Annotated in this window: 25 protein-coding genes and 3 tRNA genes; 9 read left to right on the top strand and 19 right to left on the bottom strand. The window is 60.7% G+C overall.

Annotated elements, in window-relative coordinates:
* Window positions 1–58: 58 nt before the first annotated feature.
* A complete protein-coding gene (locus G7A66_RS00320; RefSeq protein WP_174293717.1) occupies window positions 59–574 on the top strand; it encodes a hypothetical protein in 516 nt (171 codons plus the stop codon).
* A gap of 9 nt (window positions 575–583) precedes the next feature.
* Here the strand turns inward: G7A66_RS00320 and G7A66_RS00315 are convergent, their stop codons facing one another.
* The 10 genes from G7A66_RS00315 to thiE form a co-directional block, all read right to left on the bottom strand.
* Window positions 584–1,921, bottom strand: coding sequence for an amidohydrolase (locus tag G7A66_RS00315; RefSeq protein ID WP_174293716.1), 1,338 nt, complete (start codon window positions 1,919–1,921; stop codon window positions 584–586).
* 80 nt (window positions 1,922–2,001) lie between these two features.
* Window positions 2,002–3,801: an SLC13 family permease gene (locus G7A66_RS00310; protein ID WP_174293715.1), complete on the bottom strand. Its 1,800-nt coding sequence runs from the start codon at window positions 3,799–3,801 to the stop codon at window positions 2,002–2,004.
* Window positions 3,802–3,888: 87 nt separating this feature from the next.
* Entirely contained in the window at window positions 3,889–5,148 is a 1,260-nt protein-coding gene (locus G7A66_RS00305; RefSeq protein WP_232366550.1) for an adenosylmethionine--8-amino-7-oxononanoate transaminase, read from the bottom strand.
* Window positions 5,145–5,759: a dethiobiotin synthase gene (gene bioD / locus G7A66_RS00300; RefSeq protein ID WP_174293714.1), complete on the bottom strand. Its 615-nt coding sequence runs from the start codon at window positions 5,757–5,759 to the stop codon at window positions 5,145–5,147. Before bioD ends, G7A66_RS00305 begins: the two co-directional genes overlap by 4 nt.
* Window positions 5,756–6,892, bottom strand: coding sequence for an 8-amino-7-oxononanoate synthase (locus G7A66_RS00295; RefSeq protein WP_174293713.1), 1,137 nt, complete (start codon window positions 6,890–6,892; stop codon window positions 5,756–5,758). The genes bioD and G7A66_RS00295 overlap by 4 nt, the downstream gene beginning before the upstream one ends.
* A gap of 9 nt (window positions 6,893–6,901) precedes the next feature.
* Window positions 6,902–6,986, bottom strand: a tRNA-Leu gene (locus G7A66_RS00290).
* Window positions 6,987–7,028: 42 nt separating this feature from the next.
* The gene (locus G7A66_RS00285; protein WP_174293712.1) at window positions 7,029–7,883 is read right to left on the bottom strand and encodes an inositol monophosphatase family protein; all 855 of its coding nucleotides are present in this window, start codon (window positions 7,881–7,883) and stop codon (window positions 7,029–7,031) included.
* 5 nt (window positions 7,884–7,888) lie between these two features.
* Entirely contained in the window at window positions 7,889–8,452 is a 564-nt protein-coding gene (gene efp / locus G7A66_RS00280) for an elongation factor P (RefSeq protein WP_174293711.1), read from the bottom strand.
* A 145-nt stretch (window positions 8,453–8,597) separates the two neighbouring features.
* Window positions 8,598–9,317, bottom strand: a complete 720-nt coding sequence (locus tag G7A66_RS00275; protein WP_174293824.1) for a M23 family metallopeptidase — start codon at window positions 9,315–9,317, stop codon at window positions 8,598–8,600.
* A 135-nt stretch (window positions 9,318–9,452) separates the two neighbouring features.
* Window positions 9,453–10,109 (bottom strand): thiamine phosphate synthase, encoded by a 657-nt coding sequence (gene thiE / locus G7A66_RS00270; RefSeq protein ID WP_174293710.1) that lies wholly within the window; start codon window positions 10,107–10,109, stop codon window positions 9,453–9,455.
* A 92-nt stretch (window positions 10,110–10,201) separates the two neighbouring features.
* Between thiE and G7A66_RS00265 the strand changes: the two genes are divergently transcribed.
* The gene (locus G7A66_RS00265) at window positions 10,202–10,606 is read left to right on the top strand and encodes a hypothetical protein (RefSeq protein ID WP_174293709.1); all 405 of its coding nucleotides are present in this window, start codon (window positions 10,202–10,204) and stop codon (window positions 10,604–10,606) included.
* A 16-nt stretch (window positions 10,607–10,622) separates the two neighbouring features.
* Here G7A66_RS00265 and G7A66_RS00260 read toward each other — a convergent pair whose 3' ends face one another.
* The 4 genes from G7A66_RS00260 to tkt are packed head-to-tail and all read right to left on the bottom strand — an operon-like array spanning window position 10,623 to window position 15,794.
* Entirely contained in the window at window positions 10,623–11,531 is a 909-nt protein-coding gene (locus G7A66_RS00260; protein ID WP_174293708.1) for a fructose bisphosphate aldolase, read from the bottom strand.
* A 30-nt stretch (window positions 11,532–11,561) separates the two neighbouring features.
* Window positions 11,562–12,773 (bottom strand): phosphoglycerate kinase, encoded by a 1,212-nt coding sequence (locus tag G7A66_RS00255; RefSeq protein ID WP_174293707.1) that lies wholly within the window; start codon window positions 12,771–12,773, stop codon window positions 11,562–11,564.
* A 5-nt stretch (window positions 12,774–12,778) separates the two neighbouring features.
* Complete coding sequence (gap, locus tag G7A66_RS00250; protein WP_174293706.1) at window positions 12,779–13,786, bottom strand: type I glyceraldehyde-3-phosphate dehydrogenase; 1,008 nt, start codon at window positions 13,784–13,786, stop codon at window positions 12,779–12,781.
* A 22-nt stretch (window positions 13,787–13,808) separates the two neighbouring features.
* Complete coding sequence (gene tkt / locus G7A66_RS00245; RefSeq protein WP_174293705.1) at window positions 13,809–15,794, bottom strand: transketolase; 1,986 nt, start codon at window positions 15,792–15,794, stop codon at window positions 13,809–13,811.
* A 210-nt stretch (window positions 15,795–16,004) separates the two neighbouring features.
* On the opposite strand from tkt, the gene G7A66_RS00240 reads away from it, so the two are divergent.
* The 4 genes from G7A66_RS00240 to G7A66_RS00225 all read left to right on the top strand — a co-directional run bounded on the left by G7A66_RS00240 (window position 16,005) and on the right by G7A66_RS00225 (window position 17,843).
* The gene (locus G7A66_RS00240; RefSeq protein ID WP_174293704.1) at window positions 16,005–16,235 is read left to right on the top strand and encodes a hypothetical protein; all 231 of its coding nucleotides are present in this window, start codon (window positions 16,005–16,007) and stop codon (window positions 16,233–16,235) included.
* Window positions 16,232–16,789 carry a cell division protein ZapA gene (zapA, locus tag G7A66_RS00235; protein ID WP_174293703.1) on the top strand — a complete coding sequence of 186 codons (558 nt, stop codon included), beginning with the start codon at window positions 16,232–16,234 and terminating at the stop codon, window positions 16,787–16,789. Before G7A66_RS00240 ends, zapA begins: the two co-directional genes overlap by 4 nt.
* 257 nt (window positions 16,790–17,046) lie before the next feature.
* Window positions 17,047–17,619: a 5-formyltetrahydrofolate cyclo-ligase gene (locus tag G7A66_RS00230; RefSeq protein WP_174293702.1), complete on the top strand. Its 573-nt coding sequence runs from the start codon at window positions 17,047–17,049 to the stop codon at window positions 17,617–17,619.
* Window positions 17,619–17,843 carry a DUF2842 domain-containing protein gene (locus tag G7A66_RS00225; RefSeq protein WP_174293701.1) on the top strand — a complete coding sequence of 75 codons (225 nt, stop codon included), beginning with the start codon at window positions 17,619–17,621 and terminating at the stop codon, window positions 17,841–17,843. The genes G7A66_RS00230 and G7A66_RS00225 overlap by 1 nt, the downstream gene beginning before the upstream one ends.
* Window positions 17,844–18,022: 179 nt before the next feature.
* Here the strand turns inward: G7A66_RS00225 and G7A66_RS00220 are convergent.
* Window positions 18,023–18,099 (bottom strand) — tRNA-Asp (locus G7A66_RS00220).
* Between the two features lie 187 nt (window positions 18,100–18,286).
* On the opposite strand from G7A66_RS00220, the gene G7A66_RS00215 reads away from it, so the two are divergent.
* Window positions 18,287–18,736: a hypothetical protein gene (locus tag G7A66_RS00215; protein ID WP_174293700.1), complete on the top strand. Its 450-nt coding sequence runs from the start codon at window positions 18,287–18,289 to the stop codon at window positions 18,734–18,736.
* Window positions 18,737–18,739: 3 nt separating this feature from the next.
* On the opposite strand, the gene G7A66_RS00210 is transcribed toward G7A66_RS00215, so the two are convergent.
* The 4 genes from G7A66_RS00210 to G7A66_RS00195 form a co-directional block, all read right to left on the bottom strand.
* Window positions 18,740–20,104: a dihydrolipoamide acetyltransferase family protein gene (locus G7A66_RS00210; RefSeq protein ID WP_174293699.1), complete on the bottom strand. Its 1,365-nt coding sequence runs from the start codon at window positions 20,102–20,104 to the stop codon at window positions 18,740–18,742.
* A 4-nt stretch (window positions 20,105–20,108) separates the two neighbouring features.
* Complete coding sequence (locus tag G7A66_RS00205) at window positions 20,109–21,107, bottom strand: alpha-ketoacid dehydrogenase subunit beta (RefSeq protein ID WP_232366556.1); 999 nt, start codon at window positions 21,105–21,107, stop codon at window positions 20,109–20,111.
* A gap of 83 nt (window positions 21,108–21,190) precedes the next feature.
* Complete coding sequence (locus G7A66_RS00200; RefSeq protein ID WP_174293697.1) at window positions 21,191–22,489, bottom strand: 3-methyl-2-oxobutanoate dehydrogenase (2-methylpropanoyl-transferring) subunit alpha; 1,299 nt, start codon at window positions 22,487–22,489, stop codon at window positions 21,191–21,193.
* Between the two features lie 98 nt (window positions 22,490–22,587).
* A complete protein-coding gene (locus tag G7A66_RS00195; RefSeq protein ID WP_174293696.1) occupies window positions 22,588–23,556 on the bottom strand; it encodes a thymidylate synthase in 969 nt (322 codons plus the stop codon).
* Window positions 23,557–23,736: 180 nt separating this feature from the next.
* On the opposite strand from G7A66_RS00195, the gene G7A66_RS00190 reads away from it, so the two are divergent.
* Both G7A66_RS00190 and G7A66_RS13885 read left to right on the top strand, forming a co-directional pair.
* Window positions 23,737–23,813, top strand: a tRNA-Pro gene (locus G7A66_RS00190).
* A 701-nt stretch (window positions 23,814–24,514) separates the two neighbouring features.
* Entirely contained in the window at window positions 24,515–24,652 is a 138-nt protein-coding gene (locus G7A66_RS13885) for a hypothetical protein (protein WP_206674992.1), read from the top strand.
* Window positions 24,653–24,978 lie beyond the last annotated feature (326 nt).

The raw sequence follows: 24,978 nt of genomic DNA, 5'->3' as shown, positions 1-24,978 counted from the left end.
CTTAGCGAAACCATCTTCGTTCGCTAGATGATTAGTCATTTGCGGTTAGGGCTGCAAAATGGCTCGCGCAATCCGCAGATCGTCGGTCGATCCCAGGATGTTCCGGCATTTCGCTGCGGGAACACTGGTCGTCACGCTTTTGCTGGCGCTGTTTACGCAGGATGATGAAGCTTCTTCGCGTCCTTTGCAGACGCAGGACAAGCAGGTGAGGCAACTGGCCAAGCTGGGTAATGGCCGCGTAAGTCCCCTCTTCAAGAGCATGCCGGCGGGCAGCGGTGGCTGGGCCAGCGATAGTGCACCATACGGAGCACCGATGGATCGGACTTCGGCAAGCGGGACGCTTGCCGGGAGCGGCCTCTCCGATTCCGCATCCTTCGGTGACGATCCGGATTTCATCCCGACCGAAGAAGAACTGCTGATGCTGGGGCTGACGCTGGAGCAGTTTCGTGCCCTGCCCGCCGATCAGCGGATCGGGCTCATAGGCAAGATGATGAAGCGGCGGCAGGACAGTTTGTTGGCCGCGTCGGTCGCCCGTTCGGGAAACGACGCAGCTTCTCGCGACCTGATCCGGTAATGCTCTAGCTCAGCCGCCGCGTGCGGGCATCAATCTCATGGCTGCGGCAGCCAGCGCTTCGGCACCCGTGGCGATCACTTTTTCCGCATCGGGGGCCCAATAGGGACTGTGCAGGGAGACGAGTTCCGCTTCACCCCTGGCTGCAGCCTCCATGCGCTCCTGCGGCACGCCGCCGATCCAGAAGATCAACGACTCGACATCCTCAGGCGCTGCCCGGCGGAACTGACCGAAATCTTCGCCGCCCATCACTGATGGCACCTGCATCACCCGGTCATCGCCGAACCGCTCGCGGAATCCCGCAACGACAGTGTCCGTGAAGTCAGGATCGTTATAGGTCGCGGGCGTGTAAGGATCTTCGATAGTGGCGGTGGGCATTCTGTCCTCCGGCATACCGGCTGCAATCGCCTCCCCCCGGGCAATCCGCGCAATGCCGTCGAGCAGCAATTTGCGCGATTCATCGCTGTAGCTGCGAACGGTAAGCTGCAGCTTCGCCTCGTCGGAAATGATGTTGTGCTTCGCGCCGGAATGGAAGCTGCCCACCGTCACCACCGCCGGATCGAGCGGGCTGCTCTCACGGCTGACCAGCGTCTGAAGTTTCATCACGATGGCGCTGGCGAGAACGATCGGATCCTTGGCAGTATGCGGATACGCGCCGTGCCCGCCCACGCCGGGAACGGTGATGTCGACGCTATCGACATTGGCGAGCGCAAAGCCCGGTGAGTAACCGATCACGCCGGCAGGAAATTGTGCTGCATCATGGAAGGAAAGCGCATAGTCCGGTTTAGGAAAGCGGGTGTAGAGCCCATCTTCCAGCATCGCCAGGGCACCCAGCCCGACTTCCTCGGCCGGCTGGCCGATCATGACCAGCGTGCCCGACCATTGATCCTTGCGCGCCGCCAGTTGCTGCGCTGCGCCGACCCAGCCAGCCATATGCGTATCGTGCCCGCAAGCGTGCATCACGCCTGTCGTGACGCCAGAAGCGGGCGTCGCCGTTTCCTTCGACGCATAAGGCAATCCCGTCTGCTCGACCACCGGGAGGCCGTCCATGTCTGCGCGCAGCATCACTACGGGGCCGGGGCCATTCTTCATGACAGCGACAATGCCTGTGCGTCCGACCTTTTCCGTCACTTCGAAACCGAGTTCGCGCATCCGCGCCGCCAGCTTGGCCGCCGTCTTTACTTCCTCGAAACTGAGTTCCGGGTGAGCATGGAGGTCGCGGTAAAGCTCCATCAGGCCCGGCATGTCCGCCTGCACGGCATCGCTCAAATCATCAGCCTGTGCGCCAACCGGCATTGCCGCCATCGCGATCAGGCTGGCTCCGATGATGGCTCCAAATCTGCGTACCATCCAGTGTCCCCCCACTACCCGTTCAGTTCGTAGAGAAGGATGGCAGATTGGCGGGCATCGGAAAAGGGTTTTGACCGGCCCTACAATCCGTAATTCACCACCAGCAATATCGACAAGGTCGTCACCATCAGCAGAACCAGCGGTACGCCCGTGCGGATGTAATCGCGGAATTCATAGCTGCCTTCCGCCATGATCAGCATGTTCGTCTGATAGGCGATGGGGGTGGCATAACAAAGGTTGCAGCCGAACAGGACGGCCAGGATAAGCGGTTCTGCAGGCAGTCCGAGAGTATCTGCGATGCTGAACGCGATGGGCGTGCCGACTGTCGCCGCAGTCGCATTGGAGGCGAAATTCGTAAGCAGCGTCACGAACAGCATAATTGCGGCCAAGACTGCCGCTGGTGCGAGATATTGCAGGCCCGATGACAGGACCAGCCCTAACCAATCCGCCGCCCCGCTGTCCGAGACGATCCGGCCAATGGCGATGCTCGCAGCCACCAGAACGATGACCTTCGCCGACAGCGCCCGCCCGACCCGGTCGAATTTCACGCAGCCGGTCACGAACATCAGGATCGCACCGGCCAAAGCAGAGATCGCGATGGGCAGCAGGCCAATGGAAGCCGCACCGACGGAACCGACCATGATAGCACCGGCCAGCAAGGCCTTCGACCGGCGCGGCAGTTCGCGCGCACCGTCCAGGATCAATAGGCTGTCATTGCGGGCAAATTCGGCAAGATCTTCCGACACGCCCATGACGAGCAGGACGTCACCTTCGGCAATCCTGATGTCACCGCCTTCGCTGAACCGGTCGTGTTCCGCCATCAACCTGTCGGGCCGGTGGATACCCAGCACCGCAACGCCGAACAGATCGGCGATTCCGGAACTCGGCAGTGTGCGGGTGATCAGCCGGCTGTCGGCAGTCACGGCCATTTCGACCACCGTAATGTCCTCGGCCTGCGCAGTCGCCTTCATCCGAATGCGCTCGAGAACCCACGCGGGCGCAACCTCGCCGTCGAGGGTCCGCAGCGCATCCTCCAGATTCTCATGTGTGCCGGAAACCCGCAGCTGGCTCTGCGAATTCAGGACGCCGACGGGCACGTCGTGGAATTTGAGTGTGTCCGGCAGACGCGGCGTGACCTCGGCCAATTGGCGGCCGTTCAGAATGCTGTCCTCTCCCACTCTCAATCGTGCGTGAAAGCGGCGCTTCTCTGCCGGGTTAGTGACCCGATTGTCACCCAGCAGCCGAGGCATCACGAGCCAGAGATAGGGCAGCGCCACCAGCGCTGCGACCATCACTATCGGCGTGTAATGGAACACTCCCATCGCTGGTGCTCCCAGGTCGCGCGCGATGGAAACGACCAGGATGTTCGTGGATGTTCCGATCGTGGTCGCCATACCGCCGATCAGCACTGCTGCATTGAGGGGGATGAGCGTCTTGGAAGCCGGCATGGCTCCCCGTGCTGCTAGTTGGACGAAGATCGGCAGCAGAAGAACCAGCACCGGCGTATCATTGACGCCCATGGACAGGAAGAAAGCAAGCAGCAGCGAGAACAGCAAGCCAAGCTGCAGGTTGAACTTGAACAATCGTTCGAGGAAACGTGCGACGGGCTCCAGCGCACCCGTAACCACCAGGCCGCGCCCCATGATCATCAGGGCGCAGATCGTGATCAGCGCATAATGACCGAAGCCTGAAAAGGCGAGTTGCAGGCCATCGGTCTGCTGCGTGCCCGGCAGAGGGAAGAAATACAGCCCCACGGCGATCACCGCGATGGTGAGCAGCGAGATGATCTCGACGGATAGTCGCCCCCGCGCAAACGCCACGAACATGGCGATTGTCACGAGCATTGCTGCGATGGCGTGGAAGGAGGGCGGCGCGATCATCGTTCGACTATAGCAGACTCGGTACCGCCGGGAATGGGTAGCGAAGCAGGCATTTGCTCGCTGCTAGCGTTGAATTGGGGCAAAAAATCACACGGCCTCGTCGACCGACTGTACCAATCCTTCGTGCAGTGCAGCAAGGTCAGCCGTCGCGATGCAATAAGGCGGCATCGCGTAAACCGTGTTGCCCAGCGGGCGCAGCAGCAAGCCGCGCTCGCGATAGTAGGCCAGGAGCGCCGGAGCGAGCCCGGCCATGTAGCCCCGTTGACCGAATGGCACCTTGATGTCGAAAGCCGCGATAGTGCCGCAGCGACGGGCGTTCTCGACAGTCGGCACGGACCGAAGACTGTCGACGAATGCCTGCTGTTTCCGAGCCAGAGTATCGATCCGCTGCATGACCGGTTCTTCTGCCCAGATAGCCAGATTAGCGTTGGCTGCGGCGCAGGCAATCGGGTTGGCCGTGTAGCTGGACGAGTGGAAAAACATGTCCGCCCGATCTTTGGAATAATGCGCCTGGTAGACAGGTTCAATCGCCATGGTCACCGCCAGCGGAACCGATCCGCCGGTCAACCCTTTGGAAAGGCAGAGAATGTCGGGCGTGACATTCGCCTGTTCGCAGGCGAGCAGCGTTCCCGTCCGCCCCCAACCAGTCATCACCTCGTCGGCGATGAACAGAACACCGTGCCGGGCGCAAATCTCACGCATCTCCGCCAGAACGGCAGGCGGATAGACGAGCATGCCCCCTGCGCCGAGGATGAGCGGTTCGACGATAAAAGCGGCGGCATCGTGGCTGGCAGCTTCCAGTGCATCCAACGTGGCCTGCTCACGTCCGGGAGCGGGAAAGGGAATGGTAATCGTGTTGAAAAGCAACGGTTCGTAAGCCTGATTGAACACGCCGCGGGCGCCGACCGACATGGCACCGATGGTGTCCCCGTGGTAGGAATGTTCCATCACCACGATCCGGTGGCGCGCCTCTCCTTTGCGCGACCGCCAGTAACCAAGCGCCATCTTCAGTGCCACTTCCACCGCGGTCGAACCGGAGTCGGAAAAGAAGACGCGCGTCAGGTCAGGCGGCATTATCGGCCGCAACCCATGCGCCAGTTCCTGCGCGGGTCCATGCGTCCAGCCCGCGAAGATCATCTGATCGAGCTGGCTTGCCTGCTGCGCAATGGCGGCGGCAATGCGTGGGTGGCAATGGCCATGGGTATTCACCCACCATGACGATATGCCATCGATGATCCGCTGACCTTCTTTCGTGTAAAGTGCCGCTCCTTCCGCCCGCACGATCTCGGGAATCGGTTCACGCAGTCCATGCTGTGTGAACGGGTGCCAGATCGATGTCCCCATCATGCGAAGTCATCGAGGTTGAAATTTGAGGAGAAAGCAGAGCTGAGCGAGTCGGCTGTCAGATCGTCAAGAATGGGAAGCCTGCCAAGACGCCGCACCGCGCCCATTTCGCAGATCGTACGCTCGCTGTCCTCATTCGCAGGGCCGATGAAGGCGATGCCGAGCACCGCAATCCCCCGCGCGCGCAAGGATTCCAGTGAAAGCAGGCTATGGTTGATGGTGCCCAGCGCCGTACGGGCAACCAGGACCACTGGCGCGCCCCACCGCGCCATGACGTCGATATAGAGCGTGTCGCGTGTGAGAGGGACAAGCACCCCGCCTGCGGTTTCGACGATGCAGGAACATTCTGGCAGTTCCATATTTCGGTGGGCGATTGTAACGCCATCGATCTCCGCTGCACGATGCGGCGACGCAGGTGTTTCCAAGCTGTACGCTTCGGGCAGGATACGGCTGGAAGGCACACCCAGCGAAGCGACAGTGGCAGAATCTCCGCCATCTTCATTCCCTGCCTGCACCGGTTTCCAGTAGTAACGATCCGTTGCTGCAGCCAGGGCGGCAGCGAATACCGTCTTGCCGACGTCCGTATCCGTCCCCGCAACAATCAGCGACCTCATGCGATTTGCTCCAGCGTACCGGCAAGACTGTCTATATCTGCCGCAGTAATGTTGAGAGTGATCGAAATACGAAGACGGGCCTCGCCATCGGGCACGGTGGGCGGACGAATCCCGCGGACATCGAAACCCGCCTCCTGCAGCTGTTCCGCCGTCCTCATCGCAGCTTCATCATCGCCGATGATCAGCGGGATGATCTGCGAGTCGCTGCTTTTCGCGCCCAACGGAACGAGCCGTTCGGACGCATGAGCAATCAGCCTGTGCAGGTCTGCTCTGCGGTGCGGTTCCTCGACCAGTATTTTGAGGCTCTCACCTGCAATCTGCGCCGACAAGGGTGATGGCGCAGTTGAAAATATAAACGGACGTGCACGATTGACCAGTGCATCCTTCACGATCTGTGGGCCACATATGATCGCCCCCTCGCAGCCGAGCGCCTTTCCAAAGGTGCGAAGCGTGACCACATTGGCACGCCCGTCCAGATGATGGGCAAGCCCCCTGCCGCCGCACCCGTGAACGCCGGTCGCATGAGCTTCGTCCACGACAAGCACCCCGCCCGCACTGTCTGCAAGCAGCATCAGATCGTCCAGCGGCGCGCGGTCGCCATCCATGCTGTAAAGGCTTTCCACGGCGATCCAGACCGTTCCCAGGTTCCCTGCCTGCCGATACGCCGCTACGCAATCTGCGAACGCCTGCACATCATTATGCCTGGCGCTGACCCGGCCCGCTCTGCCAAGCCGCATTCCGTCATGGGCGCTTGCATGGACAAGGGCGTCGTGAACGATCAGGTCGCCGGGCTTCGGCAGGGCTGCGAAAACGGCGATGTTCGCCGCGTAGCCACTCGAAAGATACAAGGCCGCCTCACTGCCGAAAAAAGCTGCGGCCTCAGTTTCAAGCGCCTCGTGCGCCGCGTGGTTGCCGCGAAGAAGGCGAGACCCGCCTGAACCGGTCGGCGCACCATCCCTAAGCGCGGCAAGAGCAGCTTCGCGCAGGCGCGGCCCTGTGGCAAGCGCCAGATAATCGTTGGATGAGAAATCGAGACCGGCGGTAGGTCGCAAGTGGCGCCGACGTCCGATTGCATCGAGCCTGCCGAGATCGTCACGGAGGCCGGAAAGCGGATCGCTAGCTGGTCGAATCATGAAAGTGGATGGTGCCCCTGGCCGGACTCGAACCGGCACTTCCGAAGAAACTCGATTTTGAGTCGAGCGCGTCTACCAGTTCCACCACAGGGGCATCTCGCGGCGACGGGTGCGATAGCGTCCCGCCGCGCAGGCTTCAAGCGGGCTTTTTCGCCGCTGCTCTCTCCGAAGTGCCTTTCAGCGCACCTGCCAGAGACTTGTGCAGCTTGGAATGCAGGGTGTCGTTGGCAGCGAGAAGCTGGCGATCGCAGATCGGCAGCGACCGTCCGCGATAATCGGTGACGAAACCACCGGCCTCGCGCACCAGCAGGCATCCTGCCGCCGTGTCCCAGACACTCAGATCGCTTTCCCAGAACCCGTCGAAGCGACCTGCCGCCAGCCAGGCGAGATCGAGCGAGGCCGCACCGAAGCGCCGGATGCCCGCCACCTGCGGACCAATGGCACCGAAGATCCGCGACCACTCGTCGAAATCGCCATGCCCCTGAAACGGCATGCCCGTTGCGATCAGCGCATCCGAAAGGCGCCCGCGCGAAGAAACGCGAAGCCGCGCATCCTGCAGCCAGGCACCGCGCGACTTTTCCGCCCAGAAGGTTTCGTCGGTGACCGGCTGATAGACGCAGGCCGCGAAGACATCGCCCCATCCGCTGCCGTCCGGCTTCGGCTCCTGTGCCGCGATCGAAATCGCGAAATGAGGGATGCCGTGAAGGAAATTGCTGGTTCCGTCGAGCGGGTCGACAATCCAGCGCGGCATGCCCGGCGCGCCTTCGATCCGACCACCTTCCTCAAGCTCGAATCCCCAATCGGGCCGGGCGTTGAGCAGTTCGTCGTAAAGAGTGCGTTCCGAATTCTGGTCGGCCTTGGATACGAAATCCGCGGGGCCCTTCCGGCTCACCTGCAGATGCGCAACCTCGCCGAAATCGCGGCGCAGGCGATTGCCAGCCTTGCGGGCGGCGCGTTCCATGACGCGAATGAGGCCTGAAATCGCAACCATGGGACTTAGCTCACCTTCCCGACATAGGTGCGTTCGTAAACATCGACCACGATGCGTGTGCCGCTTTCGATATGCGGGGGCACCATGACCCGAACGCCGTTTTCGAGGACGGCCGGCTTGTAGCTCGAAGACGCCGTCTGGCCCTTCACCACTGCATCGGCTTCGACGATTGTCGCTTCGACCTGCTCGGGAAGGGCCACGCTGATCGGTTTCTCGTCATGAAGCTCCAGCGTCACATCCATTCCATCCTCCAGGAATGCCGCGGCATCGCCCAGCAGATCGGTCGGCAGGGTGATCTGTTCGAACGTGTCCTTGTCCATGAAGACGAGCGCTTCGTCCTCGGCATAAAGATACTGAAAATCCTTCGTATCCAGGCGCACTTTCTCGACCGTGTCGGCGCTGCGGAAGCGAACGTTGGTTTTCCGACCGTCGATCAGGTTCTTCATCTCGACCTGCATGTAGGCCCCGCCCTTGCCCGGCTGCGTATGCTGGATCTTGGCGACCTTCCAGATGCCCTTTTCATATTCGAGAATGTTGCCCGGACGGATATCTACGCCGCTGATTTTCATGAGGACTGCCTGCCTGCTGGAGGATGGAGCGGCCACGATGCCTGTCGTGCAGGCAGGGGCCCCTTCGATTGGCGCGGGCCTTAGCCGAGGATGCGCCCGGCGGCAAGACGTGCGGGAACTTGCAAGTGCAATCGAAAAACCGTTCTCAGTTGGCGGAACCCGTTCCAGCATCGCCCATCAGCAGTGGATAAGGATTGATCGCGTTGGACGGTTCCCACCATTCCGCATCCGCGGTCGTGCGGAGGATGGAGAAATGCAGATGCGGCGCGTCATTCGATGCGTTCCCGGTGCTGCCGACAGAACCGAGGCGCTGCCCGCGGCGGACCCGCTGCCCCTCCTTCAACCCCGGAGCATATTCCGCAAGATGTGCATAATGATGGATCGTCAGGCGGTCCGGAGATCGAACGTAGATCGTGTTGCCGCCCTGCTTCGATACGAAAAGCCGCTCGATTGTTCCGGGCGCGGCTGCCACGACCGAAGTGCCTTGGGGCGCCATGATGTCGATTGCTTCGTGCAGACGTCGTCCGCCCGCCCGATCATCGGTGAAGGTGTCGCTCAGGTCGGCCTTTCGGATGTTGAGGACAGGAACCATCAGGTTGCGTCCCTCCATCTCCATCGGCTGACTCGCTGCCACCGTGCCAAGCGGAGCGGCTACCGCTCCGCTGCGCTGCAGGCCATAACTTGGAAGATCGGACGATGTGTCCAGCGGCGGGGCAGGACTGGGGGCGGAAGCAGCCGGGCGGGTGCTCGCAAGCTGGCTCTCACTGCCCGCGTTCTCGATCAGGCTGCCACCGGCGATGATCCAGGCTGCGGATGTCAGCGTGGCCGTGACGACGATGGTCAATATGCGATCAGCCGTGTTCAATGCCATCTTCGTTCGCTTCCCCTGGCCCTCAACCGTCATCAAGCTGGTTGAGGCCTTTTTCCGGGTGGCTGTCCGAAACGGCAGCGCGTCCCTTCAGCTGAGACTATAGGTAGAAGGGCCGTGCGGGCTAATGAATTATTGAGCGCCGCGCATTTCCCGGGCGAATGCCTCGATCGCCGACTTCTCGTCGCCTGACCAGACCGCGCCGCAAACGGCCAGGAAATCGGCGCCGGCCTTCACCAGCGGAGCACAATTGTCAGGCGTGATCCCGCCGATCGCGACACATGGCAGCTCGAACATGCCCTGCCACCATTCGAGAATCTCGGGTTCGGGGCGATGTTCCGATCGCTTCGTTTCGCTTGGGAAGAAGGCACCGAAGGCCACGTAATCGGCCCCCTGCTCGCCTGCTTCCATCGCCAGATGGCGGCTGTCGTGACAGGTTACGCCGATCTGCACGTCCTGCCCCAGCTCCTCCCGCGCATCCCTCGGGGCAGCGTCCTGCTGACCGAGGTGGACGCCATCGGCCCCCAGCCGTTTAGCCAGCGCGACATCATCATTGACGATGAAGCCGACGTCATGAGCCGCGCAAATTTCCTGCAGCGGAGCGGCGAGGCGCGCGGCTTCATGCTGGTCGAGGCCTTTTACGCGGAACTGGAAGGCGGTGACGAGGCCTGTGTTGCCACTCGCGGCAAGCGCGTTCTCCAGCCGGGCAGGAAAGCCGCCGCCGGTTTCGAGCGGGCTGATGAGGTATAACTGACAGGGGGTGCGCGGAATGTCTTGAGTATCGGCCATGACGCGCTCTACTCCGGGCTCAGCAAAACGCCAAGAGCCACGCTGCAGGATTGCGTCGGCTGACCAGATTACAGAAGGGGATGGATAGTGTGATGAGATATATCAGCCGCTTCACCTTAGCGGCCCTCGCGGCTTCTGCTCTCATGTCGTGCGCGCCCGCCGTAAAAACCGCGCTGGACAAGCCGAATGCGGGCGAAGAATACGTTTCCTTGCAGCAGAGCTTCAATCTTGGCGCTCTGACGGTTACGCCTCTTCGCGTGCTGGAAGATAGCCGTTGTCCGCTTCAGACCAACTGCGTCTGGGCGGGTCGCCTCATCGTTGAGACACTCGTCGTCGGGCCGCACTGGCAGCAGACAGTCGATTTGAATTTGGGCGAAGCGCAGGTCGTAGACGGTTTCGCGATCCGCCTGTCGGGAGTCATTCCCGAGGGGACTACCGAAGGCGAAGAGAAGCCAGATGACTATCGCTTCGCCTTCGCCCTGTCCGAACGGAACTGAGGATTATTTCCCCCACTCAGGCAGTTTTCATCTCGCGACCCGTACTGGCGCAGCTGATTTCTTCGATAGCCCGGTCAAGCGCCGCATCGAATTCGCCATCGCTCATGTCGGCCTGCAGCACTTCGAGCAAGGCGCGGCTGAAGCTGGCGATCATGCCGTCGTTCTTCGCCAGTTCGCGGCAGGCATCCTCGCGCGAATAGCCACCTGAAAGTGCGACGACCCGCAGAACCTTGGGGTGATCTGCAAAAGGCTTGTAAAGATTCGCTTCGCTGGGGATCGTCAGCTTCAGCATGACCTGACGACCGTCCTGGAGGCGGTTGAGTTCATCCAGAATGGCAGCAACCAACAGGTTCTCCGCCTGCGGGCGGCTGTCGCTCTCCAGCGATACTTCAGGTTCAAGTATCGGCATCAGCCCGGCACCGAGGATCTGCTTGCCGAAATCGAACTGCTGCGCGACGATGGCTTCGATGCCCGCCTGGTTGGCTTCGTGGATCACGCTTCGCATCTTCGTGCCAAACACGCCGAGTTCCTTTGCACGCGCGCATTGTTCATTGAGCGTGGGAATGGGCTTCATGAGTTGCACGCCGTTTTCAGTATCGTGCATGCCCTTGTCGACTTTGAGGAAAGGCACAACGCCTCGGCGAGAAAGCAGGTCGGGAATTGCAGAACCGTCTTCGCTGCAACCTTCCATCGTCTTCTCGAACAGGATCGCGCCGATGACGCGGCCATCGGAAAAGCTTGGAGCATTGATGATGCGGCAGCGCATCTTGTGGATCTGCGCGTACATCTCATCCTCGCCGGACCATTCCTTATCCTTGACCCCGTAGGAACGCAGAGCCTTGGGCGTCGATCCGCCGCTCTGGTCGAGCGCTGCGATGAAGCCGTTTCCTTCGGCCATTTTCTGCTTCATTTCGTCGTAGGTCATCTCATCACCCTGTTTGTACGGTTGTTCGGTTCAGGTGCGCAAGGCAGCCACGCCGGGAAGGGTCTTGCCCTCCATCCATTCGAGGAAGGCCCCGCCCGCTGTAGAAATATATGTGAAATCATCACTGGCGCCTGCGTGGTTCAGCGCTGCGACCGTATCCCCGCCACCCGCGACCGACACCAGCGATCCCTCCGCCGTCAACGCGGCGGCCGTGCGCGCAAGCGCCACGGTGGCAGCGTCGAACGGTTCCGTTTCGAAAGCACCCAGTGGGCCGTTCCAGACCAGCGTGCGGCAGGTTTTCAGCACGTCGCCCAATGTTTCGGCAGCAGCCGCGCCAATGTCGAGGATCATTTCGTTCCTGGCCACCTCATGCACATTGCAGGTGCGCACGCTCGGCGGGTTGGCGGCAAATTCCGTCGCGACGACGACATCATAGGGAAGGTGCACCGTGCAGCCTGCATGATCGGCGACATCCATGATGCGATTGGCCGTGTCCCGCAAATCATGCTCGCAGAGCGATGCACCGACATCGACTCCGCGCGCGGCGAGGAAAGTATTCGCCATGCCGCCGCCGATGATCAGGTGGTCGACCTTGCCGACCAGATGTTCGAGCACGGCAAGCTTGGATGAAACCTTCGCCCCGCCCACGACTGCGGCGACCGGCTTTTCCGGCCTGTCCAACGCGGTTTCCAGCGCCTTCAGCTCGCTTTCCATCGCGTGACCGGCAAAAGACGGAAGCAGATGCGCGAGCCCTTCCGTGCTGGCATGAGCGCGATGAGCGGCGGAAAACGCGTCGTTGACGTAGAAGTCGCCATTCTCCGCTATGAAAGCGGCGAATTCGGGATCGTTGGCTTCCTCGCCCGGCCAGAAGCGGGTGTTTTCCAGCATGGCAATGTCGCCATTGCCGAGAATGCCGACGGATTGCGCCACGACAGGGCCGCCGACTTCGGGCACGAACATGACTTCACGGCCCAGCACATCCTCCACAGCGTCGAGGGTCATGCTGACCGACAGGGTCGATGACCGCTGCCCCTTAGGCCTGCCGAAATGAGCGAGCAACAGGACCTTCGCACCTGCATCGGCGAGTTCGAGAATGGTCGGCGCACTGGCGCGAATACGCGTGGCGTCGGTCACCGACCCCTCGTGCATCGGCAGATTGAGATCGACCCTGAGGAGCGCGACCTTGCCGGCCACGCTCCCCAGTTCGCTTTCCAGATCGTCGAGAGTCCTGAAGCTGCTCATCGCGATCAGATCAACCTCGCCATGACACCGGCAGTATCGATCATCCGGTTGGAGAAGCCCCACTCATTGTCGTACCACGATACGATCCGCGCCAACTTGCCTTCGAGCACCGCCGTTTCAAGGCTGTCCACGGTTGAGCTTGCCGGATAGTGGTTGAAGTCGCTGCTCACCAGCGGCTGGTCGGTATAGTCCAGCACACCCTTCATCGCGCCCTGAGATGCAGCCTTCAGCGCCTCGTTCAGCTCATCGCGCGTCGTTTCGCGCGACGGGGTGAACACCAGGTCGATAAGGCTGACATTCGGAGTCGGTACGCGAACGCTGGACCCGTCCAGTTTGCCGTTCAGTTCAGGCAGGACCAGGCCAACCGCGCGAGCCGCACCGGTGGTAGTCGGGATCATGTTCTGAGCCCCGCCACGCGCCCTGCGCATGTCGGAATGCATTTGGTCCAGCATACGCTGGTCGTTGGTATAGCTGTGGATCGTCGTCATGAAGCCGCGTTCGATGCCGACTGTATCCTGCATCACCTTGGCAACGGGCGCGAGGCAGTTGGTCGTGCAGCTTGCGTTGGAAACGATTACATCTTCAGCAGTCAGCGTTTCGTGATTAACGCCATAGACGATCGTCTTCGTGACGTTCTTGGCCGGAGCCGAGATCAACACCCGCTTGGCGCCCGCGTCAAGATGCGGCTGGGCCGCTTCGTGGCTCTGGAAAAATCCGGTGCATTCCAGGACCAAATCGATGCCCATGTCCTTGTGCGGCAGCTTGCCCGGCTCACGCTCGGAAGTGACTGCGATCTTCCGGCCGTTAACCGTGATGCTCTTGCCATCGGTGCTCACTTCACCGGGGAAGCGGCCGTGGGTGGAATCATACTGGAACAGCAGGGCATTAGCTTCGGCGTCAGCCAGATCGTTGATGGCCACGAGTTCCAGATCGTGATCGTCCCGCTCCAGAATGGCGCGTGCCACCAACCTGCCGATACGTCCGAAACCGTTGATCGCAACTTTCGTCGCCATGTATAATACTCCTGGTAAAAGGTTAGATTCGTTCGAGAATTTGCGGGACGATCGCTTCGACAGTGAAGCCGAACTTCTCCATCAGGTCGTCGATGGGGGCAGATGCTCCGAAACGGTCGAGGCCGATGTTCAGCCCGTTCAGCATCGTGTAGCGCTCCCAGCCGAACGTCGTTCCCGCTTCGATCGAGACGCGCAGGATGCTGCCCGGATCGACATTGGGCAGGATGTCTTCCTTGTATTCCTTCGGCTGTGCGTCGAACAATTCGGTGCAAACCATCGAGATGACGTCCGCACCGATGCCCTGCTCTTCCAGCTTCGCAGCGACGTCTGTAGCCAGGTTCAGTTCGGAACCGGTGGCGATCAGGATGACCTTCCGGTCACCCTCCGCAGCTTTCAGGCGATAAGCACCGCGCTCGCAGCAATTGCCTTCGCTCGGCTCGGTCCGCAGTTGCGGCAAATCCTGACGGCTAAGCGCAAGGACCGTGGGCCGGTCCTTCTGGCGCAGTGCGATTTCCCAGCACTCCGCTGTTTCGACAGCGTCGGCAGGGCGCATGACCAGCAGATTCGGCATGGCGCGCAGGCTCTGCAGATGCTCGATCGGCTGATGAGTCGGCCCGTCTTCGCCAAGACCTATGGAATCATGAGTCATGACATAGATCACCCGCGCTTCCTGCAGCGCGGACAAGCGGATCGCACCCCGGCAGTAATCCGTGAACACCAGGAATGTGCCGCCATAGGGGATGATCCCGCCATGCAGCGCCATGCCGTTCATCGCGGCAGCCATGCCAAACTCGCGAATGCCGTAATAGACGTAGCGGCCGCTGTAATCGTCAGCCGTGAATGGCTCGATTCCGCCAGCCTTGGTGTTGTTGGATCCGGTCAGATCGGCAGAACCGCCGATGGTTTCGGGTAGCAGATCATTGATCCGCGCCAGTGCATTTTCGCTCGCCTTCCGGGTGGCGACCTTCTGCGGAGCATCTATGAGCGAGGAGATGTGATGCTGGAGCGAGAAATTCTCCGGCAAGTCGCCGCGCATCCGCCGCATGAATTCATCGCGCGTTTCCGAATTGTCAAAACGGCTGTGCCACGCTGCGCGCGCTTTCTTGCTATGCTCGCCGGTCTCGGACCAATCGGCGAGGATCGGCGCCGGAATCTCGAACGGATCCGAATTCCAGCCCAGCGTTTCGCGAACAGCCGCGACCTCGTCATGGCCGAGCGCCGCGCCATGAGTTGCAGAGGTACCCTGCTTGTTCGGCGCACCCTTGCCGATGATGGTATAGCAGGCAACCAGCGAAGGCCGTTCGTCGGCAATCGCCTCGTCTATCGCGCGCTGGATATCGGCGAAGTCGTGGCCATCGCAGGAGACCGTGTGCCAGCCAGTGGCTTCGTAGCGAGCAGCGATATTCTCGCTGGTCGACAGTGCCGTGCTTCCGTCGATCGTGATCCGGTTATCGTCCCACAACACGATCATCTTGCCCAGTTTCAAATGGCCGGCAAGGCCGATCGCCTCGTGGTTGATGCCTTCCATCAGGCACCCATCGCCCGCGATCATCCAGGTCCGATGATCGACAAGATCGTCCCCAAAAGTCGCATTCAGATGCCGCTCCGCCATGGCCATTCCGACGCCCATGGCGAGGCCCTGCCCAAGGGGGCCGGTCGTGCATTCGACCCCATCAAGCAGGAAGTTTTCGGGATGGCCCGCACAGGGGCTCCCCAGCTTCCGGAAGTTACGGATGTCGTCCATCGTCGGGTTTGCGTAACCCGAAAGATGCAGCAACGCGTAGATCAGCATCGACCCGTGCCCGGCCGAAAGGATGAACCGGTCGCGATCCGGCCAATCTGGCGTGGAAGGATCGAATTTCAGATATTTGGACCACAGGACCGTGGCAACATCGGCCATGCCCATGGGCATGCCCGGATGGCCGCTATTCGCTGCCTGCACCGCATCCATGGATAGGACACGGATGGCGTTGGCCATGGGCTGCAGGCGGGCGGGATCGAGACTCATGCCGTGACGGCTCCTGGGCTGTAGCGCGAATAACGCGCTGATTCGATGCGCGCGAAGCCTTCGCGGAGCGGCCGTGCAAGGTCAAGCGCAGCGCGACGCTCCATGGGCACATCTGGCCGGTATCCGCGACGGGAGGATTCTTAACTCGACTTTTCAACAAAGTGCGACAAGCCTTTGCCGCGCGCAAGTTTCTCGTCATAGACTGCACACATGGACGACTCGCGCATCGAAGCCGTAACCCGCCGGATAGAAGCTGCCCTTGGCCGAATAGCGGTGGCTTCCGACGCCATGCAGCCGGGCACAGGCCAGGATAATGGCGAAGGCGAGACACCGGTTGAGCGGTCGACCTCCAATCTCGTCATCCGCCATGAAAACCTTCGCGACTCCGTCGAGGCGACCTTGCGCGACCTGGACGATCTGATCGGAAGGCTGGAGCGATGAGCACAGCGGGCAGTCAGGTTACGCTTTCCATCGGCGGACGGCTCTATACCGTCACTTGCGCGGCAGGCGAGGAAGCTCACGTCAAGCAATTGGCCGCCATCATCGATCAGAAGATGGCGCAGCTTGGGGCCAACAAGGCGCCGCAAGCGTCTCAGAACCTGCTGTTTTGCGCGCTTCTGCTGGCCGACGAATTGCATGAGCAGTCTGCGGGGCTCGCCGATGCCGCCTCGTCCCTGGCCAGCATCGAGGAAGAGCGGAACAGCTTTTCCGCATACCGGAACAAGGTGGAGGCGGAGAAGGAATCCCTGCTTGGTGAGTTAAGCGAATTGCGAAACATCGCGAAGGCAAATTCCGAGGAACGCACCAAGCTGGCCGCAGAAGTGGAAAGATTGAACCAGCAGATCGCCGATCAGGCCGACGCTCCTGCCAGGATCCTCTCGACCTCGCCCGAAGACCCTGCCCTCGCGCCTGCGCTGGAGCGTTTCGCCGAGATGCTCGAGAAATGCGCCGACGGGCTGGAAGACAGGCTTGGAAGTGCGGACGCGATACACTAGATAGGAATGGACGGGACTGCCCGGTACGAGCCAATGAACATCCCTGAGGCTATAACCATATCCTAGGGAGCTGTCCCTGCCCGAGGTAACGTGGCTACACGGGGCTTCGGTGCACATGGCGCCCACCTGACGTTTCGCGTCAGAGGATCTCGAGGCAAACGACCCACGGTGGTTCCGTCATTCCACCCGATCCGAACTCAATGCCGGCGCGCCCATCGCGCACCAGGTAAACAGCGGCAAGGAACCGATATCCCGTAATGCAGGGCAAGGCCGACTTACGTAGAGACCTTCGCAGGCGTCGCCGCGAGCATGTAGCCAGCCAGGACGAGCGGGTCGGGGCGCTGTTGTTCATGCGTCCGCCCGGTGCAGCGCTGGATTTGGTCCCGCAGGGGTCCGTCGTCGGTCTTTACCATGCCGCTCCGGAGGAAGCTCCGGCGACACGCTATGCCCAGTACTTTCAGGAAGCCGGTCACGACATTGCTCTCCCGCGTTTTGACACGGAAGGTGCGCCCATGCAGTTCGCCCGCCATACCGATCCGCTGGGCAGCAGCGATCTCGAACCCGGACCTTACGGAGTGATGCAACCGTCAGCGGAGGCGGAGCTTCTTCAGCCGGACGTTCTTCTCGTGCCCATCCTCGGTTTCACGGAACGCGGTGAGCGGATCGGCCAGGGCGGCGGCCACTACGATGCCTATCTTGCTGATCATCCCGGCATAATTCCCATAGGTCTTGCATGGGACGTGCAGCGCGTTGACGATATACCCGGCGAGGCGCATGACATGGCCATGCGCGCGATCATCACCCCTACCCGCCTTTACGGCCCCTTCTGATGCGCGGAGAACCGACATGGCGCCTGCCGGTCGGCATTCTGGCGTTGCTCGCCTGTCTGCTGATATACGCTCTCGCGGTTGCCTGGGCGAGCGACTGGATATCTTTGCTGCCGGTATGGGTGCAGACTATCGTCTACCTCATTCTCGGCGTCATCTGGCTCCTGCCGCTGCGCAATTTCCTGATCTGGATGGAAACAGGGCGCTGGGGTGAACCGCCAGCTTGACACGCCGAGGAGTTCACTCCCTTCAGTTCACCGACATATCAGGAGCGCATACCAGCATGTCAGCAGGCGAGCGAAAAGTCGCGTAGACCTCCGCGATCGGCAAGCTGCTGTGGAGAGCGTCTGAGGGTGCCGCCGCTGTAGGGAGCGGGAAACAATTCTATCGCCATTTCACAATGAAATGGCGCGAGTGACGGGACTTGAACCCGCGACCTCCGGCGTGACAGGCCGGCGCTCTAACCAACTGAGCTACACCCGCGTGAACTGGCAATTGCCGTTCGGGAGCCGCGCAACTAGGCGAGGTGGCCTACCCTGTCAACAGAGCAAAACAGCAAAAAACGATGATTTTGCGATACGCCTGCGAAGTGACACAATCTTCCCCGCGTTAACCAATTCTTCGGCTGTTCTGTGCACTCCGTCGCAGCAACAGCCGGGGGGCGGATGACATGATTTGCAAGGTAATTTCGACCGGAACGATGCTGGGCGCTGCAGCGGCACTCACGGCGCAACCTGTCGCTGCTGGGCAAGTGGAGATCAGCCGTGGCATCTATGTCGAGAATCTCGCAGCCGATGGCTCGCTCGCTCTGGAGCCGGCTTCGATGCTCCGCCAGGGTGACAGCGTCGTGCTGATAATATCGTGGCGGGTTCGCAATGCCGAGCGGGGCTTTACCGTCGCGAGCGCGGTCCCGGGCGCTCTCGCTTTCCAGAGAAGCAGCACTGAAGCGACAGAAATATCCACTGATGGTGGGCGCAACTGGCGCCGACTGGACCATGCAGGGCGACCTCCAAGGGAGGAGTTTCGCGCCCCCTCCCCCGACACCATAACCCATCTTCGCTGGCGCATCGCTCCCAATAGAGCGAGCGGACAAATCACCTACCGCGCACTCGTTCGCTAGAGGTCAGTTCATCAGCAGGTTGGCAGGAGCCTCGATCGCGCGTTTCAGATCCTGCACGAAACTGGCAGCGTCATAGCCGTCGACCACACGGTGATCGCAGCTGATCGAGATGTTCATCAGCTTGCGCTTCTCGATCTTCTCACCGCCCATGCCATCCGGCACGAACATCGGCCGTTCGACGATGCGATTGGGGCCGATAATGGCGACCTCGGGCCTGTTGATCACCGGAGTCGTCGCAATTCCGCCGAGCGGCCCGAGTGAGGTCAGCGTCAGGGTCGAACCGGACAGTTCCTCCGATTTCGCCGTGCCATCTCGCGCCGCATTGGCTAGGCGCAGAACCTCGTTAGCCAGCTGCCAAAGGTTTTTGGCCTGAGCATCGCGGATGACCGGCACCATCAGACCATTGTCCGTCTGGGCCGCCATGCCGAGATGCACTCTGCCATGCCGCGTGACTACATTGGCCTCATCGTCGTAACGCGCGTTAATCATCGGATAGTGGGGCAGCACCTTGCAGATCGCTGTGATCAGCAGCGGCAGCATGGTCAACTTTGGCTTGTCGCCCCGGCCGTCATTCAGCTGTGCGCGGAGGCGTTCGAGTTCGGTGACGTCCACTTCCTCGACATAGGAGAAGTGCGGAATGTTGCGCTTGGACGCGGCCATGTTCTGCGCGATTCGCTTGCGCAGTCCAATAACCTTGATGTCCTCGTCCTGCCGAGCCTTGCCGGCCGCCGCGAAGCCGCCGCCCCCGCCGTAGGACAGGAACGCGTCCAGATCGGCATGCCGCACCCGGCCGTCTTCCTGCGGGCGTACTTGCTGCAGATCGACACCAAGATCCTTCGCACGCCTGCGGACAGCAGGGCTGGCGAGGATCGGCTCGCCTGGAACCTTGTTCCGAGAGCTGGCCTGGTCGCCAGCTGTCTTGGAAGAATCAGTCTTCCCCCTGTCGCTTCGCTGCCCTCGCGCAGTCGCGTCGTCCGCATCGGAAGCATCGGAGGTTTCCACCTCGATCCGGGCCGCGACATCTTCGTCTTTCGGAGCCGGGGCGGGCGTCGGCGATGTTTTCTGTGCAGATGTATCCGCATCTTCTGCCGGACCGCCCTCGCCCGGATCTTCACCCGAAACTTCCCCTTCGACTTCGATCACGACCAGCATCGACCCGATCGCGATCGTGTCACCGGCTTCGCCAGCGACTTCGAGGACCTTGCCCGATACCGGGCTTTCAAGGTCGATGGTGGCCTTGTCGGTCATCACGTCGGCAAGGCGCGCGTCCTCTTCTACCGTGTCGCCGACCTTGACGTGCCATTCGACGATTTCGGCTTCGGCGATACCTTCGCCGATGTCGGGAAGATTGAATGTGAAACGGGCCATTGTCTTACTCGCTCAAGATCTTGTCGATCGCCTCGCCAATGCGGACGGGACCGGGGAAATATGCCCATTCCAGGCTGTGCGGATAGGGTGTGTCGAAGCCTGTCACGCGTTCGACCGCGGCTTCGAGATGATAGAAACAACGCTCTGTAACCAGAGCCGAAAGTTCTGCGCCGAAGCCCGAGGTCCGCGTAGCTTCATGCACGATAAGGCAGCGCCCGGTCTTCTTCACCGACGCTTCGATCGCTTCTATATCGAGCGGAACGATCGTTCTGAGGTCCAGTATCTCGGCATTCACGCCCTTCGCGGCGCAGACCGCTTCGGCGACATGAACCATCGTGCCATAGGCCAGGACGGTCAGTTCGTCCCCTTCCGTAACCTTGCGGGCCTTGCCCAATTCTACGCGGTAGTGACCCTCCGGAACAATGCTTTGTGCATGCTTCTTCCAGGGTTCGACCGGCTTGTCGTAATAGCCATTGAAGGGGCCGTTGTAGATGCGCTTGGGTTCGAAGAAAATGACCGGGTCGTTGTCTTCGATCGATGCAATCAGCAGACCCTTTGCATCGTACGGGTTGGAGGGGATCACCGTCTTGAGGCCGGAGACATGGCTGAAGATCGCCTCGGGGCTCTGGCTGTGGGTCTGCCCACCGAAAATCCCGCCACCGAATGGCGAGCGCACCGTCATCGGCGCGATATATTCCGCAGCCGAGCGATACCGCAGCCGCGCCGCTTCCGAAATCAGCTGGTCGAGACCCGGATAGATGTAATCGGCAAACTGGATCTCCGGGACCGGGCGCAGTCCGTATGCGCCCATCCCGACGGCCACGCCGATGATCCCGCATTCGGAAATCGGCGTATCGAACACCCGCGTCTTGCCATGCTTTTCCTGCAGGCCCGCCGTGCAGCGGAAAACGCCGCCAAAATAGCCGACATCCTCGCCCATGACCACGACGTTCGGGTCGCGGTCGAGCATGATGTCCAGCGCATCATTGATGGCATCGATCATGTTCAGGCGGCGTTCGCCGTCGGCGCCGACGCCCTTCTTGCCGGCAGCCTTCTCCGATGCGGCGGTCTTCTGTGTTTCGACGGTCATTCCGACAATCCTTCAGGGAACTTCGTCTCTCTTTCGCGGATGGCCTGCGCGCTCTGCTCCTTGAGGTGCCAGGGCAGCTCCTCGAACACATCCTCGAACATGGTGCGGAAAGGGTGGTGAAGGCCGTGACCGAGGATGCCGTTCTTTTCGGCCTCCTTGGTCGCTTTCTTCACTTCGGTCGCGCAATCCTCGTCCAGCGACTTTTGCCGGTCTTCGTCCCATTCGCCGAGCGCGATCAGATGGTCCTTCAGCCGCATGACGGGATCGCCCAGCGGCCATTCCTCACGCTCCTGCGCGCTGCGATAGCCGCTTGGATCGTCTGATGTCGAATGCCCCTCGGCGCGATAGGTGAAATGTTCGATCAGCGTCGGTCCGGCATTGGAACGGGCACGATTGGCAGCCCAGCGCTCTGCGGCGTAAACGGCGAGCGGATCGTTTCCGTCCACCCGAAGGCCAGCGATGCCGTAACCCACGGCCCGAGCGGCGAAACTGGTGCGCTCGCCTCCAGCGAAACCGGAAAAGCTGGAAATTGCCCACTGATTGTTGACGACGTTCAGGATGACCGGCGCGTTATAGACGGCGGCGAAAGTGCAGGCGGCGTGGAAATCACCCTCTGCCGTCGACCCTTCGCCGACCCAGGTTGCAGCAATCCGGCTGTCGCCCTTGATCGCGCTGGCCATGGCCCAGCCCACCGCCTGCGGCGTCTGCGTGGCGAGATTTCCGCTGATCGAGAAGAACGACTTCTCGCGACTGGAATACATGATGGGCAGTTGCCGGCCCTTCAGCTTGTCGGCGCTGTTGGAATAGATCTGGTTGATCATTTCCGTCAGCGGATAGCCGCGCGCGATCAGGATGCCCTGCTGACGATAGGACGGGAACACCATGTCATCGGACGCCAGCGCCATGGCCGCCGAGATCGAGGTCGCTTCCTCGCCGGTACATTTCATGTAGAAGCTGGTCTTGCCCTGCCTCTGACCGCGGAACATGCGTTCATCGAAGGCGCGAACCATCGCCATGTGGTGCAGCATCTCGCGCAGCGTGTCGGCGTCCAGCTTCGGATCCCAAGGGCCGTGCGGCAAATTATCGTCGCCGAGCACGCGAATCAGATCCGTCGCCAGCGGGTTCGTCTCGGAAGCTTCGCACCCTTCGTCGGGCCTGGGCTGCGCCCCGGCTTCCGGTATTGTCAGATGCCCGAAATCGACGGCATCGCCGGGGCGGTAGCTGGGTTCGGGTACATGCAACTGCAGCGTGGGTTTGTTCTGCCCTTGCTGTGCCTGATCGGGCCGGTCGGCCATTCACGCTCTCCCATTAGCGTCAGCAGTTTTCTTCTAAAGAACTGTTATTTTATTTCACCGGCTTGCGATGGTCAAGGCGGCTGTTCGGCCACATTCGCTCAGACTGCAACCGGTGCCGTCAATTTGCCCAACGGCTTGTAATCGTGGACCACGAAATCGTCGATCCGGTAGGCGAAAATGCTTTCCGGCTTTCGGATGATTTCAAGGCGCGGTTGACCCTGAGGCAGGCGGGTCAGCTGCTCCTCGACCAAATCCCCTTGATTTTCATACAAATGTACATCGCCGCCCATCCAGACGAACTCCCCCTGCTGTAGGTCCGTCTGCTGCGCGATCATTCTTTGCAGCAGGGCGCCCGCCCAAAGATTGAACGGCAGCCCAAGGGCCACGTCGCAGCTGCGCTGGTACAACGCGCAATTGAGGCGCCCGTAAGCCACCTGGAACTGATAGGTCTTGTGGCAGGGCGGCAAGGCCATTTGATCGAGCTCTGCCACGTTCCAGCCTTCGACGATGTGCCGGCGACTGGTGGGGTTTTCCCGCAGCGAATTCACCACCTGCGAAATCTGATCGATACCTTCGCCCCGGCGAAAAAGGCCTTCGCCTGCGGGAACGAAAGTCGGCCAGTCCACCCATTGCTTGCCATAGACCGGGCCGAGATCGCCCCATCGCACCGCGAAATCAGCGTCCTCGACGATCCGCTGAGCGAAGGCTTCGCGCGAGATGTCCGATCCGGTCTCCGCGCGGAACCGCGCCAGCGGCCAATCGGTCCAGATCTGGACTCCCTGTTCGCACAGGGGGCGGATGTTTGTCTCACCCGTGAGGAACCATAGCATCTCTCGCGTGGCGGTTTTCCAGAAGACGCGCTTGGTCGTCAGCAGCGGCATGGCGCCGCCCGCCAGATCGAAACGTAGCGAGTGGCCGAATATCGAGCGGGTTCCAACGCCGGTGCGGTCGACCTGCCGTGTGCCCTGCGTCCAGATTCGGCGCATCAGGGCGAGATACTGCATTTCGGGATGATCCCGGACGCAATCTGCAGAAGCTGGTTCGGTTGGGGAAGTGGTCCGGTCCATGCGCGAACCTCTAGCCTTCCGAGCCTTCGCTTGCATAGCCCTTCCGAGCGAGAACGGAGCGGCAAACCGGCAAGGCAAAGCGGTCGTGATCAGGCAAAAAGTTCACTTGCCACTGAACGGATGCCCTCCTATAGGCCCGCGTCTGCCTCGCGCCCGCTACAATGCGGGTTTGGCATCGGTCGGGGAGTAGCTCAGCCTGGTAGAGCACTGTCTTCGGGAGGCAGGGGCCGGAGGTTCGAATCCTCTCTCCCCGACCAAATTACCTTTTCCTTTAAATTTCAGCAGGTTAAGCGTAGAGCCAGCGCTCATTCTATACACTTTTCTATACAGTCCGAAGCACGGCTGAATGCGCGAATCCGGAATGAACATTGCTGCCGACGCAGCAGCATGGCACCGTCCACTGGTGGCGGGCGAAGACGTATCGGGCTGGGAGTAGCGGGCGGCACGTTCTTTGACTCAGGGGTAAGCCAGTGAGGCAGTGCCAGCCCGATATAAAAAACCACGCAAGCATCACTGGGTTCCCGCGGATTGCCAGCCGTCGTTGCTGTTATGAAAAGTGGTCGGTGGCGCGCTGGATAGCTTGTAGCTGCAACAGCGACCTACTGATTAAAAGTCCGCAAGTTTGCACCGACTTGCACGATAATGCTACAATCTTTCAATAGCTTAGAAAATATTACGGTGCGCGTGGGAGCATTTCAGAGCCGTAAGGAGCACCGTCCTTAGTCCTAAAGCAGTCCTGCGCTTAGCAACGCGGCGCCAGCTAGCAACGGCGCACAAGAGTCTTGTTCAAACCTTTTGTATTTACATCGGTCAATGATAAATCCGCCCGTAAGCGTCTGGTCTAATCGGCGACATAGACCAAAAGCGCCGAATCGGACGTAATGCTGCATGCACGACCGCGACTAAAAGGCTCAAGATTAGCAGGAGCGCCCAAATAGGAAGTGAGACTGGCAATCCGATGAGAAACATTCTTCGGGTGCCAATACGCCAGCACATCGGATGCCAAACTTGGCGCATCCAGGTTCGTCTTGAAATCTTTCTTCGCGCCAAACGCAAGATGCTGGTTTTCTTTGCCGGTTTGTTCCCGTCATTCTGATGACCTAATGCGCCGGAATGAAAGTGTTGTTTAGGCTCGTTCAGCCTAATAGCTTTACCTACAGAACGATAAGCGCATGAATTATCTTGATTATCCATTTATCTGCTACTCCCCCCGGCTCAGGTCTGCGTCATATTTAGGTTGCACTTCGGACCTTAGATAACCCGTTTATTTAATTAGGGGCATGTCATAACATTTGTATGTTAGTCTATTATACAAAGGTACTAGGGTCCGGACTCATTAGAGCCACCAGGTGACGATGGCTGCGATAGCGATTGTGGCCATAAAGGTCTTGATGTTGCGGTCGAAGCGGGTGGCGACCCGCC

The sequence above is a fragment of the Alteripontixanthobacter muriae genome (genome assembly GCF_013336795.1).
Taxonomy (GTDB): domain Bacteria; phylum Pseudomonadota; class Alphaproteobacteria; order Sphingomonadales; family Sphingomonadaceae; genus Pseudopontixanthobacter; species Pseudopontixanthobacter muriae.
The sequence above is the reverse complement of the archived record's forward strand: the minus strand, read 5'-3'. Positions and strand labels throughout refer to the sequence as shown.

Excerpts from the sequence above, each read along its gene's own strand:
- G7A66_RS00320 (WP_174293717.1), top strand. The coding sequence starts at position 59 with ATGGCTCGCGCAATCCGCAGATCGTCGGTCGATCCCAGGATGTTCCGG.
- G7A66_RS00315 (WP_174293716.1), bottom strand. The coding sequence starts at position 1,921 with ATGGTACGCAGATTTGGAGCCATCATCGGAGCCAGCCTGATCGCGATG.
- G7A66_RS00310 (WP_174293715.1), bottom strand. The coding sequence starts at position 3,801 with ATGATCGCGCCGCCCTCCTTCCACGCCATCGCAGCAATGCTCGTGACA.
- G7A66_RS00305 (WP_232366550.1), bottom strand. The coding sequence starts at position 5,148 with ATGATGGGGACATCGATCTGGCACCCGTTCACACAGCATGGACTGCGT.
- bioD (WP_174293714.1), bottom strand. The coding sequence starts at position 5,759 with ATGAGGTCGCTGATTGTTGCGGGGACGGATACGGACGTCGGCAAGACG.
- G7A66_RS00295 (WP_174293713.1), bottom strand. The coding sequence starts at position 6,892 with ATGATTCGACCAGCTAGCGATCCGCTTTCCGGCCTCCGTGACGATCTC.
- G7A66_RS00285 (WP_174293712.1), bottom strand. The coding sequence starts at position 7,883 with ATGGTTGCGATTTCAGGCCTCATTCGCGTCATGGAACGCGCCGCCCGC.
- efp (WP_174293711.1), bottom strand. The coding sequence starts at position 8,452 with ATGAAAATCAGCGGCGTAGATATCCGTCCGGGCAACATTCTCGAATAT.
- thiE (WP_174293710.1), bottom strand. The coding sequence starts at position 10,109 with ATGGCCGATACTCAAGACATTCCGCGCACCCCCTGTCAGTTATACCTC.
- G7A66_RS00265 (WP_174293709.1), top strand. The coding sequence starts at position 10,202 with ATGAGATATATCAGCCGCTTCACCTTAGCGGCCCTCGCGGCTTCTGCT.
- G7A66_RS00260 (WP_174293708.1), bottom strand. The coding sequence starts at position 11,531 with ATGACCTACGACGAAATGAAGCAGAAAATGGCCGAAGGAAACGGCTTC.
- G7A66_RS00255 (WP_174293707.1), bottom strand. The coding sequence starts at position 12,773 with ATGAGCAGCTTCAGGACTCTCGACGATCTGGAAAGCGAACTGGGGAGC.
- gap (WP_174293706.1), bottom strand. The coding sequence starts at position 13,786 with ATGGCGACGAAAGTTGCGATCAACGGTTTCGGACGTATCGGCAGGTTG.
- tkt (WP_174293705.1), bottom strand. The coding sequence starts at position 15,794 with ATGAGTCTCGATCCCGCCCGCCTGCAGCCCATGGCCAACGCCATCCGT.
- G7A66_RS00240 (WP_174293704.1), top strand. The coding sequence starts at position 16,005 with ATGGACGACTCGCGCATCGAAGCCGTAACCCGCCGGATAGAAGCTGCC.
- zapA (WP_174293703.1), top strand. The coding sequence starts at position 16,232 with ATGAGCACAGCGGGCAGTCAGGTTACGCTTTCCATCGGCGGACGGCTC.
- G7A66_RS00230 (WP_174293702.1), top strand. The coding sequence starts at position 17,047 with ATGCAGGGCAAGGCCGACTTACGTAGAGACCTTCGCAGGCGTCGCCGC.
- G7A66_RS00225 (WP_174293701.1), top strand. The coding sequence starts at position 17,619 with ATGCGCGGAGAACCGACATGGCGCCTGCCGGTCGGCATTCTGGCGTTG.
- G7A66_RS00215 (WP_174293700.1), top strand. The coding sequence starts at position 18,287 with ATGATTTGCAAGGTAATTTCGACCGGAACGATGCTGGGCGCTGCAGCG.
- G7A66_RS00210 (WP_174293699.1), bottom strand. The coding sequence starts at position 20,104 with ATGGCCCGTTTCACATTCAATCTTCCCGACATCGGCGAAGGTATCGCC.
- G7A66_RS00205 (WP_232366556.1), bottom strand. The coding sequence starts at position 21,107 with ATGATCGATGCCATCAATGATGCGCTGGACATCATGCTCGACCGCGAC.
- G7A66_RS00200 (WP_174293697.1), bottom strand. The coding sequence starts at position 22,489 with ATGGCCGACCGGCCCGATCAGGCACAGCAAGGGCAGAACAAACCCACG.
- G7A66_RS00195 (WP_174293696.1), bottom strand. The coding sequence starts at position 23,556 with ATGGACCGGACCACTTCCCCAACCGAACCAGCTTCTGCAGATTGCGTC.
- G7A66_RS13885 (WP_206674992.1), top strand. The coding sequence starts at position 24,515 with ATGAGAAACATTCTTCGGGTGCCAATACGCCAGCACATCGGATGCCAA.